This is a genomic window from Micromonospora sp. A200, from assembly GCF_029893845.1.
GTDB lineage: Bacteria > Actinomycetota > Actinomycetes > Mycobacteriales > Micromonosporaceae > Micromonospora > Micromonospora purpureochromogenes.
Genome location: NZ_JARXXY010000004.1, coordinates 161,258 through 175,206 on the forward strand (window position 1 = coordinate 161,258; position 13,949 = coordinate 175,206).

Below are 13,949 nucleotides of genomic sequence, written 5' to 3' on the forward strand. Positions count from 1 at the left end.
CTCGCCGGGGGTCCGGGCGCGTCCCGGCGGGGCGTGGACCGCGCACTGCGCCCGCCTCGGGCGGCCCGTCGACGACCTGCCGCGTCACCGTCACAGGTCGGGCCTTCCCTCGTCGGGGGTGGAGGCGAGGGCGTGGAAGCGGCGGGCGATCCGGCCGGCGCCGTACGCGAGCCGGCCCGCCTCCACCGCGTACCGCATGGCGGTGGCCATCGCCACCGGGTCGGCGGCCCGGGTGACCGCGCTGGCCAGCAGCACCGCGTCGCAGCCCAGCTCCATGGCGAGCGCCGCGTCGGAGGCGGTACCGATGCCGGCGTCGAGAATCACCGGCACGGCCACGCTCTGCCGGATCAGCCGGATGTGGTGCGGGTTGGTCACGCCCAGCCCGGAGCCGATCGGCGCGCCGGCCGGCATCACCGCGGCGCAGCCCACATCGGCCAGCCGGCGGGCCAGGATCGGGTCGTCGGAGGTGTACGGCAGCACGGTGAACCCGTCGGCGACCAGTTCCTCGGCGGCGCGCAGCAGCTCCACCCCGTCGGGCAGCAGCGTGCGCTCGTCGCCGATCACCTCCAGCTTCACCCAGTCGGTGTCGAACGCCTCCCGGGCCAGGTGGGCCACCTTCACCGCTTCGCCGGCGGTGTAGCAGCCGGCGGTGTTCGGCAGCAGCCGCACCCCGCACCGGTCCAGCACGTCGAGCAGCCCGCCGGCTGCGGCGGGGGTGGTGTCCACCCGGCGCAGGGCCACCGTGACCAGCTCGGTGCCGGAGGCCCGGACGGCCTGCTCCAGCACGTGCAGGTTGGCCGCGCCGCCGGTGCCGAGGATGAGCCGCGACCCGAGGGTGACGGTGCCGATGGTCAGCGTCATGCCGCTCACCCGCCCTGGGCGGCGCTGAGCACCTCGACCCGGTCGCCGTCGCGCAGCACGGTCGCCGGCCAGCCGGTGCGGGGCACCACCTCGCCGTTCACCGCCACCGCGAGGCCGCGCCGCTGCTCGGTGACCGCGCGGACCAGGTCCGCCACGGTCGACCCGCCGGGCAGGTCCCGGCCGGCACCGTTGACGATCAGTTGCACGTCTCCTCCTCGGGGGTGGGTGCGATCCGGTCCCGGCCGGCGGCCCGGGCGGCGGCGCCGGCGGTGAACCGGTCCGGCGCGAAGGGGGCGAGCAGCGGGTCCGCCGCGCCGGTGAGCACCAGTTCGGTGATCAGGTCGGCGGTGACCGGGGTGAGCAGGATGCCGTGCCGGTGGTGGCCGGTGGCGACCAGCACACCGGGCCGGCCGGGCAGCGGCCCGAGGATCGGCGCGTTGTCCGGCGTACCGGGGCGCAGCCCGGCGGCGGCCTCCACCAGGATGTACTCGGCCAGGTCGGGCACCAGGTCGACGGCGGCGCGGAGCAGCCGCAGCACCGCCCCGGCGGTCACCTCGGTGTCGGCGCGCTCCTCGACGGTCGCGCCGAGGACCACCTCGCCGTCGGCGCGCGGCACCAGGTACACCGACTCGCCGTCGGCGTACCCCCGGATCACGTGCCGGAAGTCCGGCGTGCCGCGACCGGGCGCGCGCAGCCGGAGCACCTGCCCCTTCACCGGCCGGACCGGCAGGCCGGTGAGCGCGGCGGCGCCGCAGCCGGCGGCGACCACGGTGACCCGGGCGTCCACGTCGGTGAGGCTGGCGACCGCGCCGGGTACCAGCGTGGCCCCGGCCCGCTCGGCCGCCGCCCGCAGCGCGGCCACTAGCCGCCGGGGGTCGACCTGGTGGTCGCCGGGCGCGACCGCGCCGCCGCGCACCCGCGGCGCCAGCGCCGGCTCGCGGTCCCGCAACTCGGAGGGGCGCAGCGGCGTGATCGGCAGCCCCAACCCCCGCTGGTACGACCAGAGTCGCCGCGCCTCGGCCAGGTCGTCACCGGTGAGCCCGACGACGAGGGTGCCCTCGGTGCGGTGGCCGAAATCGGTGCCGGCGGCCTCGGCCAGCTCGGCGGCGAAGCCCGGCCAGCGGGCGGCCGACTCGGTGAGCAGCCCGGTCAGCTCGTGCTCCCCGAAGTACGCCTCGGCGACCGGCGAGAGCATCCCGGCGGCCACGTGGGACGCGCCGGAGCCGGGGGCGGGATCGTGCACGACGACGCGCAGCCCGCGCGCGGCGCAGCGCCAGGCGATCGCCAGCCCGACCGGTCCCGCCCCCACCACGGCGACGTCCGGTCGGGTCAGCACGTCAGCGCCCCGAGCAGTTCAGCGGTAGCTCGGGCCGGATCCGTTGATCCGGACAGCGCCCCCACCACCGCCACCCCGTACGCCCCGGCGGCCCGCAGCGCCGGCACCGACGCGGCGGTCACCCCGCCGATGGCGATCACCGGCACGGCGACGGCCTCGGCGACGGCGCGTACCCCGTCCGGGCCGATCGGGGCCGGCAGGCCGGTCTTGGTGGTGGTGGCGTGGCAGGGGCCCACGCCCAGGTAGCTGGCTCCGGCGGCGACCGCCTCGGTGGCGGCGACCGGTTCCCGGGCGGTGGCGCCGAGCACGGCGGTGGCGCCGAGCACCCGGCGGGCCGCCCCGACCGGCAGGTCGTCCGCGCCCACGTGGCCCCCGGCGGCGCCCACCGCGAGCGCCACGTGCAGCCGGTCGTTGACCAGGCACGGCACCCCGTACGGCGCGCACAGCGCGAGCACCCGGCGGGCCAGCTCGTACGCCTGCCGGTCGGTGGCGTCGTCGTCCACCCGGACCTGTACGACCAGCTCGGCGCGGGCCACCGGCAGGGCGGCGCGCAGCACGGCGAGCGGGTCGCGCCCCGGCCGGGTGTCGGTGATCAGATGCAGTCGTCCCAGGGACGGCACGGCAACGCTCCTCCCTGCGCCGGCATTACCCGGATCAGGTTCGACGGTCGGGGGCTTCAGCCCCCCTCTCAGCCCGGTGCACCGGGCTCCCGTGGGTCACTTGCGGCATACCGTACGACGGATGCGCCGATCCGCCAAGGGCGGGGTGCGCTTTTCCCACGGACCGTCTCAACTCGACGGTGCGGGCAGCGCGTGACGAACCCCTCACGCCATGCTGTCCGGTTGGCCCTGAGTGGACGGACCGGGCACGAAAGAACGGGGCACCTCGGAGGCGTCGCAACGACTCCGAGGTGCCCCGCTCACGGGTGGTGCGACCGCCGGTGGGTCGGCCGACCGGCCGACGATCAGAGGATGGCGTCGAGGGCGTCCAGGTCCTCGTCGGTGGGCTGCCAGGTCCCGGCCTCGGCGTTGGCCCGCACCTGCTCCGGCGTGGTGGCGCCGGCGATCACCGAGGTCACCGCCGGACGGGCGGCCAGCCCGCCGATCGCCACCTGGAGCATCGACAGGCCGCGCTCGCCGGCGTACGCCTCGATGGCCTCGATGGTGTCCCAGTCCGCGGCGGCGAGGCGCTGCGCGTACCGGCCGCCGCCGGAGAGCCGGCTGCCGGCGGGCGGCGCCTCGTTGCGCTTGTACTTGCCGGTGAGCAGGCCGTTGGCGAGCGGGAAGAACGGCAGCATGCCCAGGCCGAACCGCTCGCAGGCGGGCACGACCTCGGTTTCGACGGAGCGTTCCAGCAGCGAGTAGTGGTTCTGCGCGCTGATGAACCGGGCCCGCCCGTTGGAGGAGGCGACCCAGTCGGCGTCGGCGATCTGCCAGCCGGCGAAGTTGGAGTTGCCGAGGTAGCGCACCTTGCCGGCGCGGACGAGGTCGTCCAGGGCGGCGAGCGTCTCGTCGATCGGGGTGCCCGGGTCGGGCTCGTGCATCTGGTACAGGTCGATGTGGTCGGTGCCGAGCCGGCGCAGCGACGCCTCCACGGCCCGGGCGATGTAGCGGCGCGCGCCCCGGGCGCCGTGGTCGGGGCCGTTCATGCCGTGCATGTCCATGCCGAACTTGGTGGCCACCACCACGTCGTCCCGGCGCCCCTTGAGCGCCTGCCCGAGCAGTTCCTCGGAGCCGCCCTGCGGCTCGCCGTAGATGTCGGCGGTGTCGAAGAAGTTGATCCCGGCGTCGAGGGCGGCGTCGACCACCGCCCGGGTGCCGTCGAGGTCGAGCTTGCGGCCGAAGTTGTTGCAGCCGATGCCGACCAGGGACACCACGAGCCCGGAGTCGCCCAACCGGCGGTAGGTCATCTCAGTCACGTGATCCACCCTATGCCCGCCGCGAGCGACGGGCCCCGCGCCCGCCGCCCGTCAGCGCACGTCCCAGACCGGCTCCGGCGTCTCCACCACCTCGCCGTCGCCGCCGAACAGCACGAACCGGTCGAAGGACCGGGTGAACCAGCGGTCGTGGGTGACCGCGACCACCGTCCCGGAGAACGCGGCCAGCCCGGCCTCCAGCGCCTCGGCGGAGGCGAGGTCGAGGTTGTCCGTCGGCTCGTCGAGCAGCAGCAGGGTCGCCCCGGACAGTTCCAACAGGAGCACCAGGAAACGTGCCTGCTGCCCGCCGGAGAGGGTGCCGAAGCGCTGGTCGCCCTGTGCGGCCAGCTCGTACCGGCTGAGCGCCGCCATCGCGGCGTGCCGGTCCATCCCGGCCCGGTGGTCGTCGCCCCGCCAGAGGATCTCGACCAGGGTCTTCGCCACCAGCTCGGGCCGGTCGTGGGTCTGGGAGAAGTGGCCGGGCCGGACCCGCGCGCCGAGCCGGACCGTGCCGTCGTGGGCGACCGGGGCCAACGCGGCCGCGCCGTCGACCGGGCCGTTGGCCGGGTCCGGGTCGGTGCCGCCCCGGGCGAGCAGCCGCAGGAAGTGCGACTTCCCCGTCCCGTTGGCGCCGAGCACGGCGACCCGGTCGCCGTACCAGAGTTCCAGGTCGAAGGGGTAGGTCAGGCCGTCGAGCTCCAGCTGGTCGCAGATGACCGCGCGCTTGCCGGTCCGCCCGCCGGCCAGGCGCATCCGGATGTCCTGGTCCTTCGGGGGTACGGGCGGCGGCCCGGCCTCCTCGAACTTGCGCAGCCGGGTCTGCGCCGCCTGGTAGCGCGACGCCATCCCGTCGTTGTACGCGGCCTTCTGCTTGTACATCAGCATCAGCTCGCGCAGCTTCTGGTGTTCCTCGTCCCAGCGTTTGCGCAGCTCGTCGAGGCGGGCGTGCCGGGCCACCCGGGCGTCGTACCAGCTGGCGAAGCCCGCCGGGTGCACCCAGGCGCTGCCGCCCTCGACGGCGACCACCCGATCGGCGGTCTGGGCCAGCAGTTCCCGGTCGTGCGAGACGTAGAGCACGGACTTGCCGGACTCGCGCAGCCGCGCCTCCAGCCAGCGCTTGCCGGGCACGTCGAGGAAGTTGTCCGGCTCGTCGAGGAGCAGTACCTCGTCGGTGCCGCGCAGCAGCAGTTCCAGGGCGAAGCGCTTCTGCTGGCCGCCGGAGAGGGTGCGCACCGGGCGGTCCCGGGCGGCGTCCCAGGGCAGGTCCAGCACGATGGTGGCGACCGTGTCGAAGAGCACCTCGGCGTCGTACCCGCCGGTCTCGCCCCAGGCGGCCAGCGCGTCCGCGTACGCCAGCTGGGCCTTGCCGGCGGCGGTGCTGTACTTGCCGCGCAGCTCGGCCGACCGCATGGCCGCCTCGGTCTCGGCCAGCCGGCGGCCGGCGTCGCGCAGCGCCGGTGGGGCGAGCGAGAGCGCCAGGTCGGCGAGCGTGGTGTCGTCCCCGATCATGCCGATGAACTGCCGCATCACGCCGAGGCCGCCGGCCCGGGCGACGGCGCCGGTCTTCACCGGCAGGTCGCCGGCGACCATCCGCAACAGTGTCGTCTTGCCGGCGCCGTTCGGGCCGACCAGGGCGACCTTGGCACCCTCACCGACCCGGAACGACACGTCGGCGAAGAGTTCCCGGCCGTCGGGGAGGATGTACCCGACCCCTGCCACGTCCACGTATCCCACGCCGGCATCCTGCCGGAGCGGGCGGCGCGGGCGACACCCGATTACCGGGTGACCCGCAGCACCCGGTAGCCCTTCTGGCTGGCGTGCCGCTCGACCTGCCAACCGCCGTCGACCAGCCAGCGGTGCAGTGAGTCGCCGCCGAGGTGGCGGGCGATCACCAGCCAGGCGACGCCGTCCGGGGCGAGTCGGGGCAGCCAGCGGCGCAGCAGCTCGTGCAGTTCGGCCTTGCCGATGTGGATCGGCGGGTTGGACCAGATCTGGGTGAAGGTGACGTCGGCCGGGACCTCGTCCGGGGCGACCGCCCGTAACCGGTCGGCGGCGCCGACCCGGCGGGCGTTCTCGGCGGTGAGGGCGCGGGCCCGCTCGTTGACGTCGACCGCCCAGACGGTGGCGGCCGGCGCGCTGGTGGCCAGCACGCAGCTGATCGGCCCGAAGCCCGAGCCGATGTCGAGCAGGTCACCGCCGACGGTGGCGGTCGGCAGCTCGGCCTTGCGCAGCAGGACGGCGGTGCCGGGGTCGAGCCGGTCGGCGGAGAAGACCCCGCTGGCGGAGGCCAGGGTGTAGTCGCGCCCGGCGACGGAGAACTCGACCTCCCGCGGGCGCGCCGCAGCGGTGGGGCTGGTGGAAAAGTAGTGGTCGCCGGTCACGTCCGGCATTCTCCCACCGGGCCGGAGGGCGGTCGCGGTCGCCTCGGCGGGTAGCACTCCGACGCGCCCGCGCCGGAATTTCCCGTTATTACCCCACTAAAGGGGCAATGGCTCCTACTCTGGGCGACATGGTGTATCGGTACGAGTCCGATGAGGACGCCTTCGTGGAGTACCCGCGGTCCGAGTCGGACCTGCCGGAGTTCCCGCCCGGCCCGCCCGCGCCGGCCGGGCCGTCTCCGTCCCGCTTCCCCACCCCGTCACTGCCGCGGGCCACCCGGCCGGCTCCCCCGGCCGCCGACCCGGTTCCGGTCCGCGCGTCCGTCCAGGTCCCGCCGCCGCCCACCCTCCCCCGCGAGTACGTCCCGACCGAGCCGACCGAGCCGACCGAGCCGCCGGGGCCGCCCGCGTCCGGCCGGTCCGGCTCCGGGCGCGGCGGTGGTCGGCTGTGGCAGGTGCTCGTCGGCGGTGCGGCGGTGCTGGTCCTGCTCGCGCTCTGCGGCCTCGGCGCGGCGGCCCTCCTCGCCGACCGCACGCCGAGCGACGACCCGACGGCGGCGGCGCCGCAGCCCACCACGGCCGCGCCGGTCGACGGGTCGACCGCCGACGACCTCGACTCCCGCGACACGGACCAGCAGCCGCTGACCGCGCGCGAGGTCTTCGCCGGTAAGAAGCTGGTGGTGGCCGACGGACGACCCGCCTACGACGTGCTGACGACGCACTCCGGTGGCAGTTGCGCGGTCGCTGCCACCGGCGAGATCGCCGATCTGCTGGTCCGGCTCGGGTGCAGCCAGGTGGTCCGGGGCACGCTGCGCTCCGCCGACGGCGAGCACCTGGCCACCGCCGGCCTGTTCAACCTGACCGACAAGGCCAGCGCGCAACGCGTCCGGGACCGGATCCGGCAGCTGCTCGACGAGCGGCAGGGCCGCTTCCGCGGCCTGGCCGCCGGTGACGGCACCGAGGCGCTCAGCACTGCTGCGGCCCGGGTCGGCTGGCAGGTACGCGGCCACTACCTCGCCTACTGCCTGGTCGTCCGCGCCGACGGCGGCGCCGTGCCGGCCGGGGACACGGCGGCCCGCGACATCATCTACGACCTGATCGAGCTGCACCTCGACAAGGGCGTGCTCGAACGCCGGGCCGCCGGCGGCAGCGCCGTCCAGCCCACCGCGAGGGCGACCGAGGGCACCGGCACCCAGGGCGGCAACGCCACTCCCGACGGGCTGCCCGGCAACTGAGCCGCCGGTCGACGGCGACACGACGCGAGGCCCGGTCCGAGTCCTGCGGACCGGGCCTCGCCACGTGTTCAGGCCCGCCTGAGCAACGCCTGGTCACGCGCCACGCCGCCGGCGCGGGCGCGCGCACCGGGTGGGTGCCCTTGGCTGCACCGGGTCTCGCGAACCCCCGTGCGCTCAGGCCTCGGTGGCGACGCGGAGGCGGCGGGTGAGGTCGGCGCGGCGCGCGTACTCGGCCGGGTCGTCCGGGTAGCCGACCGCGACCAGGGTCAACCCGTGCGCCGCCGCGACGGTCACCTCGCTGGAGCGTTCCCGCCGGCTCAGCAGGCTCGCCGGCCACGCGACCGGCCGCCGGCCGTCCCCGGCGACCAGCATCGCCCCGACCAGGCTGCGCACCATCGCCTGGCAGAACGCGTCGGCCTGCACGGTGGCCACGAGGATGCCGTCCGGGTCGCGCCGCCAGTCCAGCCGGGTCACCTCGCGCAGCGTGGTGGCGTTCTCCTTGCGCCGGCAGTACGCGGCGAAGTCGTGCTCCCCCACCAGCCCGGCCGCGGCGGCGTTCAGCGCCGTCAGCTCCAGCGGCTTCGGCCAGGCGAGGGTGTCGTGCCGGCGCAGCGGCTCGGCGCCCCAGGGGGCGTCGGTCACCCGGTACTCGTAGCGCCGGAAGGTCGCCGAGAAACGGGCGTCGAAGTCGGCGGGCACCTCGCTCATGGCGCGGACCCGCACGTCGGTCGGGAGCAGCCGGGCCAACCGGCGCAGCAGCCGTCCGTCGTGCTCCCGCCACACGGCGGTGGGCAGGTCGAGGTGGCAGACCTGACCGGTCGCGTGCACCCCGGCGTCGGTGCGGCCGGCGACGGTCAGCCCGGTCGCCGTGCCCGCGCCGAGGACCAGGTCCAGCGTCTGGGTCAGCACCCCGGCGACCGTCCGCCGGGTCGGCTGGGCGGCCCAGCCGGAGAAGTCCGTGCCGTCGTACGAGACGTCCAGCCGCAGCCGGGTCCGCTCGTCCACCTCGTACCTCCCGTTCACGCCGTCGGGCCCGGCACCCCAGGAAGGGATGCCGGGCCCGACGATGACGCCTGTGCTCAGGCCTTGTTCTCGTTGGCCTCGTCGCTGTCCTCGCGGGCGGCGTCGGTGTCACCGGACGCCGACACCGGCGGCTCGGCGTCCTGGTCGCCCGAGTTCGACTCCGGGGTCTCCTCGGCCGGGGCCAGGGCCTCGACCTTGTCCTGCTGGGCGGCCTTGCGGGCGGCGGTCTTCTTGTTCGCCTTGGGCTCGGCGACCTGAAGCTCCTCGACCAGCTCGATGATCGCCATCGGAGCGGCGTCACCCTTGCGCGGACCGGTCTTCACGATCCGGGTGTAGCCACCGTTGCGGTTGGCGTACCGGGGCGCGATCTGGTCGAACAGGGCGTAGACCACGTCCTTGTCCTTGACGACGCCCAGCACCCGCCGGCGCGCGGCGAGGTCGCCACGCTTGGCCTTGGTGATGAGCTGCTCGGCCAGCGGACGCAGCCGCCGGGCCTTCGTCTCGGTGGTCTGGATCTTGCCGTGCTGGAACAGCGCGGTGGCCAGGTTGGCCAGCATCAGCCGCTCGTGCGCGGGGCTGCCGCCGAGGCGGGGGCCCTTGGTGGGCGTGGGCATGCTTGGTGCTCCTCAGGTGTGGCGGCAGCGCGGACTAGAGCTGCTCGGTCTCGCGGTAGTCGTCGGTGTCGTAGTCGGCCTCGCCGAAGGCGTCCACGACGTGCGCCGGGTCGAAGTTCGGGGCCGAGTCCTTCAGCCCGAGACCCATCCCGGCGAGCTTCATCTTGACCTCGTCGATCGACTTCTGACCGAAATTCCGGATGTCGAGGAGGTCGGCCTCGGTACGCCCGATGAGCTCACCAACGGAGTTGATGCCCTCGCGCTTGAGGCAGTTGTAGGAGCGGACGGTGAGGTCCAGCTCCTCGATCGGCAGGGCCAGGTCCGCCGCGAGCTGGGCGTCCTGCGGGGACGGCCCGATGTCGATGCCCTCGGCGGTCTCGTCCAGCTCCCGGGCCAGGCCGAAGAGCTCCACCAGCGTCGAGCCGGCGGAGGCCAGCGCGGTACGCGGGCCCATCGACGGCTTGGTCTCGACGTCGATGATCAGCCGGTCGAAGTCGGTCCGCTGCTCGACGCGGGTCGCCTCGACGCGGTACGTCACCTTGAGCACCGGCGAGTAGATCGAGTCGACCGGGATCCGGCCGATCTCGGCGCCGGCCTGCTTGTTCTGCGCCGCCGTGACGTAGCCACGACCCCGCTCCACGGTCAGCTCCATGTCGAGCCGGCCCTTGCCGTTGAGGGTGGCGAGCTTCAGGTCCGGGTTGTGCACCGAGACGCCGGCCGGGGGCTGGATGTCGCCCGCCGTCACGTCGCCCGGGCCCTGCTTGCGCAGGTACATGCTGACCGGCTCGTCGTGCTCGGAGCTGACGTTGAGCTCCTTGATGTTCATGACGAGCTCGACCACGTCCTCCTTGACCCCGGGGATCGTGGTGAACTCGTGCAGCACACCGTCGATCTTGATCGAGGTGACCGCCGCACCCGGGATGGACGACAGCAGCGTACGACGCAGCGAGTTGCCCAGGGTGTAGCCGAAACCGGGCTCCAGCGGCTCGATGGTGAACCGGGACCGGGTCTCGTTGATCGACTCCTCGGAGAGGGAGGGTCGCTGGCTGATGAGCATCTTTTCTCTTCTCTTCCGGGACGCCCGCTATTTGACGCCCACGACACAAACTGTTCCGGTGGCCCGCCCCGCGGGGCGGGCCACCGCAACGAGCCCTTACTTGGAGTAGAGCTCGACGATCAGCTGCTCCTGGACCTGGGTGTCGATCACCTGGCGGGCCGGGAGCGAGTGCACGAGGATCTTCATCTGGCTCGGGATGGCCTCAAGCCACGCCGGAACCGACCGCGAACCGGCCTGAGCCTGCGCCACCAGGAACGGGGTGAGCTCCTTGCTCTTGCCCCGTACCTCGATGATGTCGTGCTCCTTGACGCGGTACGACGGGATGTCGACCTTCTTGCCGTTCACCGTGAAGTGGCCGTGCTTGACCAGCTGGCGGGCCTGGTCACGCGAGCTGGCGTAGCCGGCCCGGTAGACCACGTTGTCCAGCCGCGACTCGAGGATCTGCAGGAGAACCTCACCGGTCTTGGCCTTCTTGCTCACGGCCTCTTCGTAGTAGCCGCGGAACTGCTTCTCCAGCACGCCGTAGACACGACGGGCCTTCTGCTTCTCACGGAGCTGGAGCAGGTACTCCGTCTCCTTCGTGCGGCCGCGGCCGTGCTGCCCGGGCGGGAACGGCCGGGACTCGAACGGGCACTTCGGACCATCGCACTTGCTGCCCTTGAGGAACAGCTTCATCTTCTCCCGCCGGCAACGGCGGCAGTCAGCACCGGTGTAACGAGCCATCTCTCTCTAACCTCTCAGACCCGGCGACGCTTCGGCGGACGGCATCCGTTGTGCGGCTGCGGGGTGACGTCGGAGATCTGCCCGACCTCGAGGCCCACGGCCTGCAGCGAACGGATGGCGGTCTCCCGGCCGGAGCCGGGGCCCTTGACGAACACGTCGACCTTGCGCATGCCGTGCTCCATCGCCCGACGCGCGGCGGCCTCGGCGGCGAGCTGCGCGGCGAACGGGGTCGACTTGCGGGAGCCCTTGAAGCCCACCTGGCCGGACGAGGCCCAGGAGATGACCGCACCGGTCGGGTCCGTGATGGACACGATGGTGTTGTTGAAGGTGCTCTTGATGTGCGCCTGCCCGTGGGCGACGTTCTTGCGTTCCTTGCGCCGGACCTTCTTGACGGCGGCTCCGGCACGAGCCTTCGGTGGCATAAGTCTGTGCGCTCCTAGTTACTTCTTGCCGGGCTTCTTCTTGCCGGCGACGGTCCGCTTCGGGCCCTTGCGGGTCCGCGCGTTGGTCTTGGTCCGCTGGCCACGCACGGGCAGGCCCCGGCGGTGCCGGATGCCGGCGTAGCAGCCGATCTCGACCTTGCGGCGGATGTCAGCGGCGACCTCGCGGCGCAGGTCGCCTTCAACCTTGTAGTTGCCCTCGATGTGGTTGCGGAGCTGGACCAGCTCCTCATCCGTGAGGTCCCGAACGCGCTTGTCCGGCGAGATGCCGGTAGCGGTGAGCGTCTCCAGGGCGCGGGTACGACCGACCCCGAAGATGTAGGTGAGCGCGATCTCCATCCGCTTCTCGCGGGGGAGGTCGACGCCGACTAGACGTGCCATGTGCGGGCGTACTCCTCGTGGTGTTGTGGCGGAGGTCTGGACCCGTCCCACCCCGCTACCGGCCGTCCCGTCCTTCCGACGCTGTCAGCGCCGGCGACCGGGATCGGTCGTGCCCGAGCGGGCCCCGGCCTCCGACCGGGGGTCAACCACGATTGAGTACGCGCTGCGTACCGCTCGTGGCTGGAACGAGCTGATGATGTGCTGTCTGGATCTGCGGTCCGGACCGATCCGACCGGCCGTGTCACGACCGGTGGGACTGGTTCAGCCCTGGCGCTGCTTGTGGCGCGGGTCGGTGCAGATGACCATGACCCGGCCGTGCCGGCGGATCACCCGGCACTTGTTGCAGATCCTCTTGACGCTCGGCTTGACCTTCACGGTTGCCTTACTTCCCATCTGGCCCGGTGGCGCGACCACGCGCGACGCCGGACGTCGAAGACGGACACGGGGACGTCCCGGCCGTCGTCAGGATTACTTGTAGCGGTAGACGATGCGCCCGCGGGTCAGGTCGTACGGCGAGAGTTCGACGACGACCCGGTCCTCCGGCAGGATACGGATGTAGTGCTGCCGCATCTTGCCGCTGATGTGAGCCAGCACCTTGTGGCCGTTCGCGAGCTCCACCCGGAACATTGCGTTCGGCAGGGGCTCGATGACCCGACCCTCGATCTCGATGGCTCCGTCTTTTTTCGGCATGTCCTCCGCTGTCCTGACGTCGGTTACTCCGGACGGCCCACAACGTCTTACACGGGCATCCGACCGAGATCGGAGGGCCCGCGCCAGCCGCGGCTCCGACTCCCACCGAAGCGCGTAGTGGGCATGCCGGAGTGGACGCTGTGCGCCGATCTGAAAGTGTACGCCCGAGTGCGGGCGGTCGCCAAACCGGCCACCCCGCCCGTCACCCGGAGGAAGGAAAACGGACGCGAGGCGACATCTCCCCCGCCGCCGCCGGCTCCGGCCGGCAGCCCGACGGTCGCCGGATCAGCTGGGTCCCGGATCGGCCCTGCCGCGCCAGCTGAGCCCGTTGTCCGGGTCGACGTCGCGGGAGCCGGATCAGGACGCGGCGGACTCGGCCGGCTGCCGGGCGGTGACCAGGTCGCCCAGTCGGGCCCGCCCGCCGTCGAAGGCGGTCAGCACCCAGACCCCGTCGGGCAGCAGCGCCATCGAGTGCTCCACGTGCACCGCCATCGACCGGTCCCGGGTGACGACCGTCCAGCCGTCGGCCAGCTCGACGGTACGCGGCGACCCCATCGTGATCATCGGCTCGATGGCCAGCGCCAGGCCCGGCACCAGCCGCGGACCCTTGCCCGGCCGCCCGTGGTTGAGCACGTGCGGGTCCTGGTGCATCTCGGTGCCGATGCCGTGCCCGCCGTAGCCGTCGACGATGCCGTACCGGCCGCCCTTGCGGACCGCGTTCTCCACCGCGTGCGAGATGTCGGTCAGCCGGCCCCTGCCGCTGGCGGCGCCCCGCGCGGCGGCGGCGATCCCGGCCCACATGGCGTCCTCCGCCACCTCGGCCATCTTCAGCAGCGCCGGGTCGACCTCGCCCACGCCCACGGTGATCGCGGCGTCGCCGTGCCAGCCGTTCAGCACCGCGCCGCAGTCGATGGAGATCACGTCGCCGTCGCGGAGCACCTGCTGCGCCGACGGGATGGCATGCACCACCTGCTCGTTCACCGACGAGCAGATCGAGGCGGGGAAGCCGTGGTAGCCCTTGAACGAGGGGACGGCCCCGGCCTCGCGGATGGTCGACTCGGCGATCGCGTCCAGGTCTGCGGTGCTGACCCCGGGGGCGACGGCCTCCCGCATCCGACGCAGGGCCTCGGCGACCACCAGGCCGGCGGCCCGCATCTTCTCGATCTGGTCGGGGGTCTTCAGCTGGATGTCCAGCTGGGGACGGCGCATGGAGCGAATACCTTTCGTTGCCGGACAGCGATCAGCGGGGCACGTCGCACGTACCCCGCTGTTCGCACTCTATCCGCCGGAGCCCGG

Annotated in this window: 17 protein-coding genes and 1 riboswitch; of the genes, 1 reads left to right on the top strand and 16 read right to left on the bottom strand. The window is 73.2% G+C overall.

The window, feature by feature from the left end:
• Positions 1-90: 90 nt before the first annotated feature.
• The 7 genes from M2302_RS05880 to M2302_RS05910 form a co-directional block, all read right to left on the bottom strand.
• A complete protein-coding gene (locus M2302_RS05880; RefSeq protein ID WP_280836943.1) occupies positions 91-870 on the bottom strand; it encodes a thiazole synthase in 780 nt (259 codons plus the stop codon).
• Positions 867-1,067, bottom strand: coding sequence for a sulfur carrier protein ThiS (gene thiS, locus M2302_RS05885; protein ID WP_088960276.1), 201 nt, complete (start codon positions 1,065-1,067; stop codon positions 867-869). Before thiS ends, M2302_RS05880 begins: the two co-directional genes overlap by 4 nt.
• Entirely contained in the window at positions 1,058-2,197 is a 1,140-nt protein-coding gene (thiO, locus tag M2302_RS05890; protein WP_280836944.1) for a glycine oxidase ThiO, read from the bottom strand. The genes thiS and thiO overlap by 10 nt, the downstream gene beginning before the upstream one ends.
• Entirely contained in the window at positions 2,191-2,817 is a 627-nt protein-coding gene (thiE, locus tag M2302_RS05895) for a thiamine phosphate synthase (protein ID WP_280836945.1), read from the bottom strand. The genes thiO and thiE overlap by 7 nt, the downstream gene beginning before the upstream one ends.
• Positions 2,812-2,920: riboswitch (TPP riboswitch) on the bottom strand. (Overlaps the previous gene by 6 nt.)
• Positions 2,921-3,161: 241 nt before the next feature.
• Complete coding sequence (locus tag M2302_RS05900; protein ID WP_280836947.1) at positions 3,162-4,124, bottom strand: aldo/keto reductase; 963 nt, start codon at positions 4,122-4,124, stop codon at positions 3,162-3,164.
• 42 nt (positions 4,125-4,166) lie between these two features.
• Positions 4,167-5,846, bottom strand: a complete 1,680-nt coding sequence (locus M2302_RS05905) for an ATP-binding cassette domain-containing protein (protein WP_280836948.1) — start codon at positions 5,844-5,846, stop codon at positions 4,167-4,169.
• 41 nt (positions 5,847-5,887) lie between these two features.
• Positions 5,888-6,493: a methyltransferase gene (locus tag M2302_RS05910; protein ID WP_280837048.1), complete on the bottom strand. Its 606-nt coding sequence runs from the start codon at positions 6,491-6,493 to the stop codon at positions 5,888-5,890.
• Between the two features lie 128 nt (positions 6,494-6,621).
• On the opposite strand from M2302_RS05910, the gene M2302_RS05915 reads away from it, so the two are divergent.
• Positions 6,622-7,725: a hypothetical protein gene (locus M2302_RS05915; protein WP_280836949.1), complete on the top strand. Its 1,104-nt coding sequence runs from the start codon at positions 6,622-6,624 to the stop codon at positions 7,723-7,725.
• Between the two features lie 174 nt (positions 7,726-7,899).
• Here the strand turns inward: M2302_RS05915 and truA are convergent, their stop codons facing one another.
• The 9 genes from truA to map form a co-directional block, all read right to left on the bottom strand.
• Complete coding sequence (gene truA / locus M2302_RS05920) at positions 7,900-8,730, bottom strand: tRNA pseudouridine(38-40) synthase TruA (protein WP_280836950.1); 831 nt, start codon at positions 8,728-8,730, stop codon at positions 7,900-7,902.
• A gap of 74 nt (positions 8,731-8,804) precedes the next feature.
• The gene (gene rplQ / locus M2302_RS05925) at positions 8,805-9,362 is read right to left on the bottom strand and encodes a 50S ribosomal protein L17 (RefSeq protein WP_280836951.1); all 558 of its coding nucleotides are present in this window, start codon (positions 9,360-9,362) and stop codon (positions 8,805-8,807) included.
• Positions 9,363-9,396: 34 nt separating this feature from the next.
• The gene (locus tag M2302_RS05930; RefSeq protein ID WP_154941831.1) at positions 9,397-10,419 is read right to left on the bottom strand and encodes a DNA-directed RNA polymerase subunit alpha; all 1,023 of its coding nucleotides are present in this window, start codon (positions 10,417-10,419) and stop codon (positions 9,397-9,399) included.
• Positions 10,420-10,515: 96 nt separating this feature from the next.
• Positions 10,516-11,142 carry a 30S ribosomal protein S4 gene (gene rpsD / locus M2302_RS05935; protein WP_154941830.1) on the bottom strand — a complete coding sequence of 209 codons (627 nt, stop codon included), beginning with the start codon at positions 11,140-11,142 and terminating at the stop codon, positions 10,516-10,518.
• A 14-nt stretch (positions 11,143-11,156) separates the two neighbouring features.
• Positions 11,157-11,564 (bottom strand): 30S ribosomal protein S11, encoded by a 408-nt coding sequence (gene rpsK, locus M2302_RS05940; protein WP_013288613.1) that lies wholly within the window; start codon positions 11,562-11,564, stop codon positions 11,157-11,159.
• Positions 11,565-11,582: 18 nt separating this feature from the next.
• Positions 11,583-11,963 (bottom strand): 30S ribosomal protein S13, encoded by a 381-nt coding sequence (gene rpsM / locus M2302_RS05945; protein ID WP_091079342.1) that lies wholly within the window; start codon positions 11,961-11,963, stop codon positions 11,583-11,585.
• Positions 11,964-12,224: 261 nt separating this feature from the next.
• Positions 12,225-12,338, bottom strand: a complete 114-nt coding sequence (gene rpmJ, locus M2302_RS05950) for a 50S ribosomal protein L36 (RefSeq protein WP_012184307.1) — start codon at positions 12,336-12,338, stop codon at positions 12,225-12,227.
• 93 nt (positions 12,339-12,431) lie between these two features.
• A complete protein-coding gene (gene infA / locus M2302_RS05955; RefSeq protein WP_007073013.1) occupies positions 12,432-12,653 on the bottom strand; it encodes a translation initiation factor IF-1 in 222 nt (73 codons plus the stop codon).
• Between the two features lie 357 nt (positions 12,654-13,010).
• The gene (map, locus tag M2302_RS05960; protein WP_280836953.1) at positions 13,011-13,862 is read right to left on the bottom strand and encodes a type I methionyl aminopeptidase; all 852 of its coding nucleotides are present in this window, start codon (positions 13,860-13,862) and stop codon (positions 13,011-13,013) included.
• Positions 13,863-13,949 lie beyond the last annotated feature (87 nt).

Bases quoted from the DNA above. Each gene is read 5' to 3' on its own strand.
- M2302_RS05915 (WP_280836949.1), top strand. From the start codon at position 6,622: ATGGTGTATCGGTACGAGTCCGATGAGGACGCCTTCGTGGAGTACCCG.
- rplQ (WP_280836951.1), bottom strand. From the start codon at position 9,362: ATGCCCACGCCCACCAAGGGCCCCCGCCTCGGCGGCAGCCCCGCGCAC.
- M2302_RS05930 (WP_154941831.1), bottom strand. From the start codon at position 10,419: ATGCTCATCAGCCAGCGACCCTCCCTCTCCGAGGAGTCGATCAACGAG.
- rpsD (WP_154941830.1), bottom strand. From the start codon at position 11,142: ATGGCTCGTTACACCGGTGCTGACTGCCGCCGTTGCCGGCGGGAGAAG.
- rpsK (WP_013288613.1), bottom strand. From the start codon at position 11,564: ATGCCACCGAAGGCTCGTGCCGGAGCCGCCGTCAAGAAGGTCCGGCGC.
- rpsM (WP_091079342.1), bottom strand. From the start codon at position 11,963: ATGGCACGTCTAGTCGGCGTCGACCTCCCCCGCGAGAAGCGGATGGAG.
- infA (WP_007073013.1), bottom strand. From the start codon at position 12,653: ATGCCGAAAAAAGACGGAGCCATCGAGATCGAGGGTCGGGTCATCGAG.
- map (WP_280836953.1), bottom strand. From the start codon at position 13,862: ATGCGCCGTCCCCAGCTGGACATCCAGCTGAAGACCCCCGACCAGATC.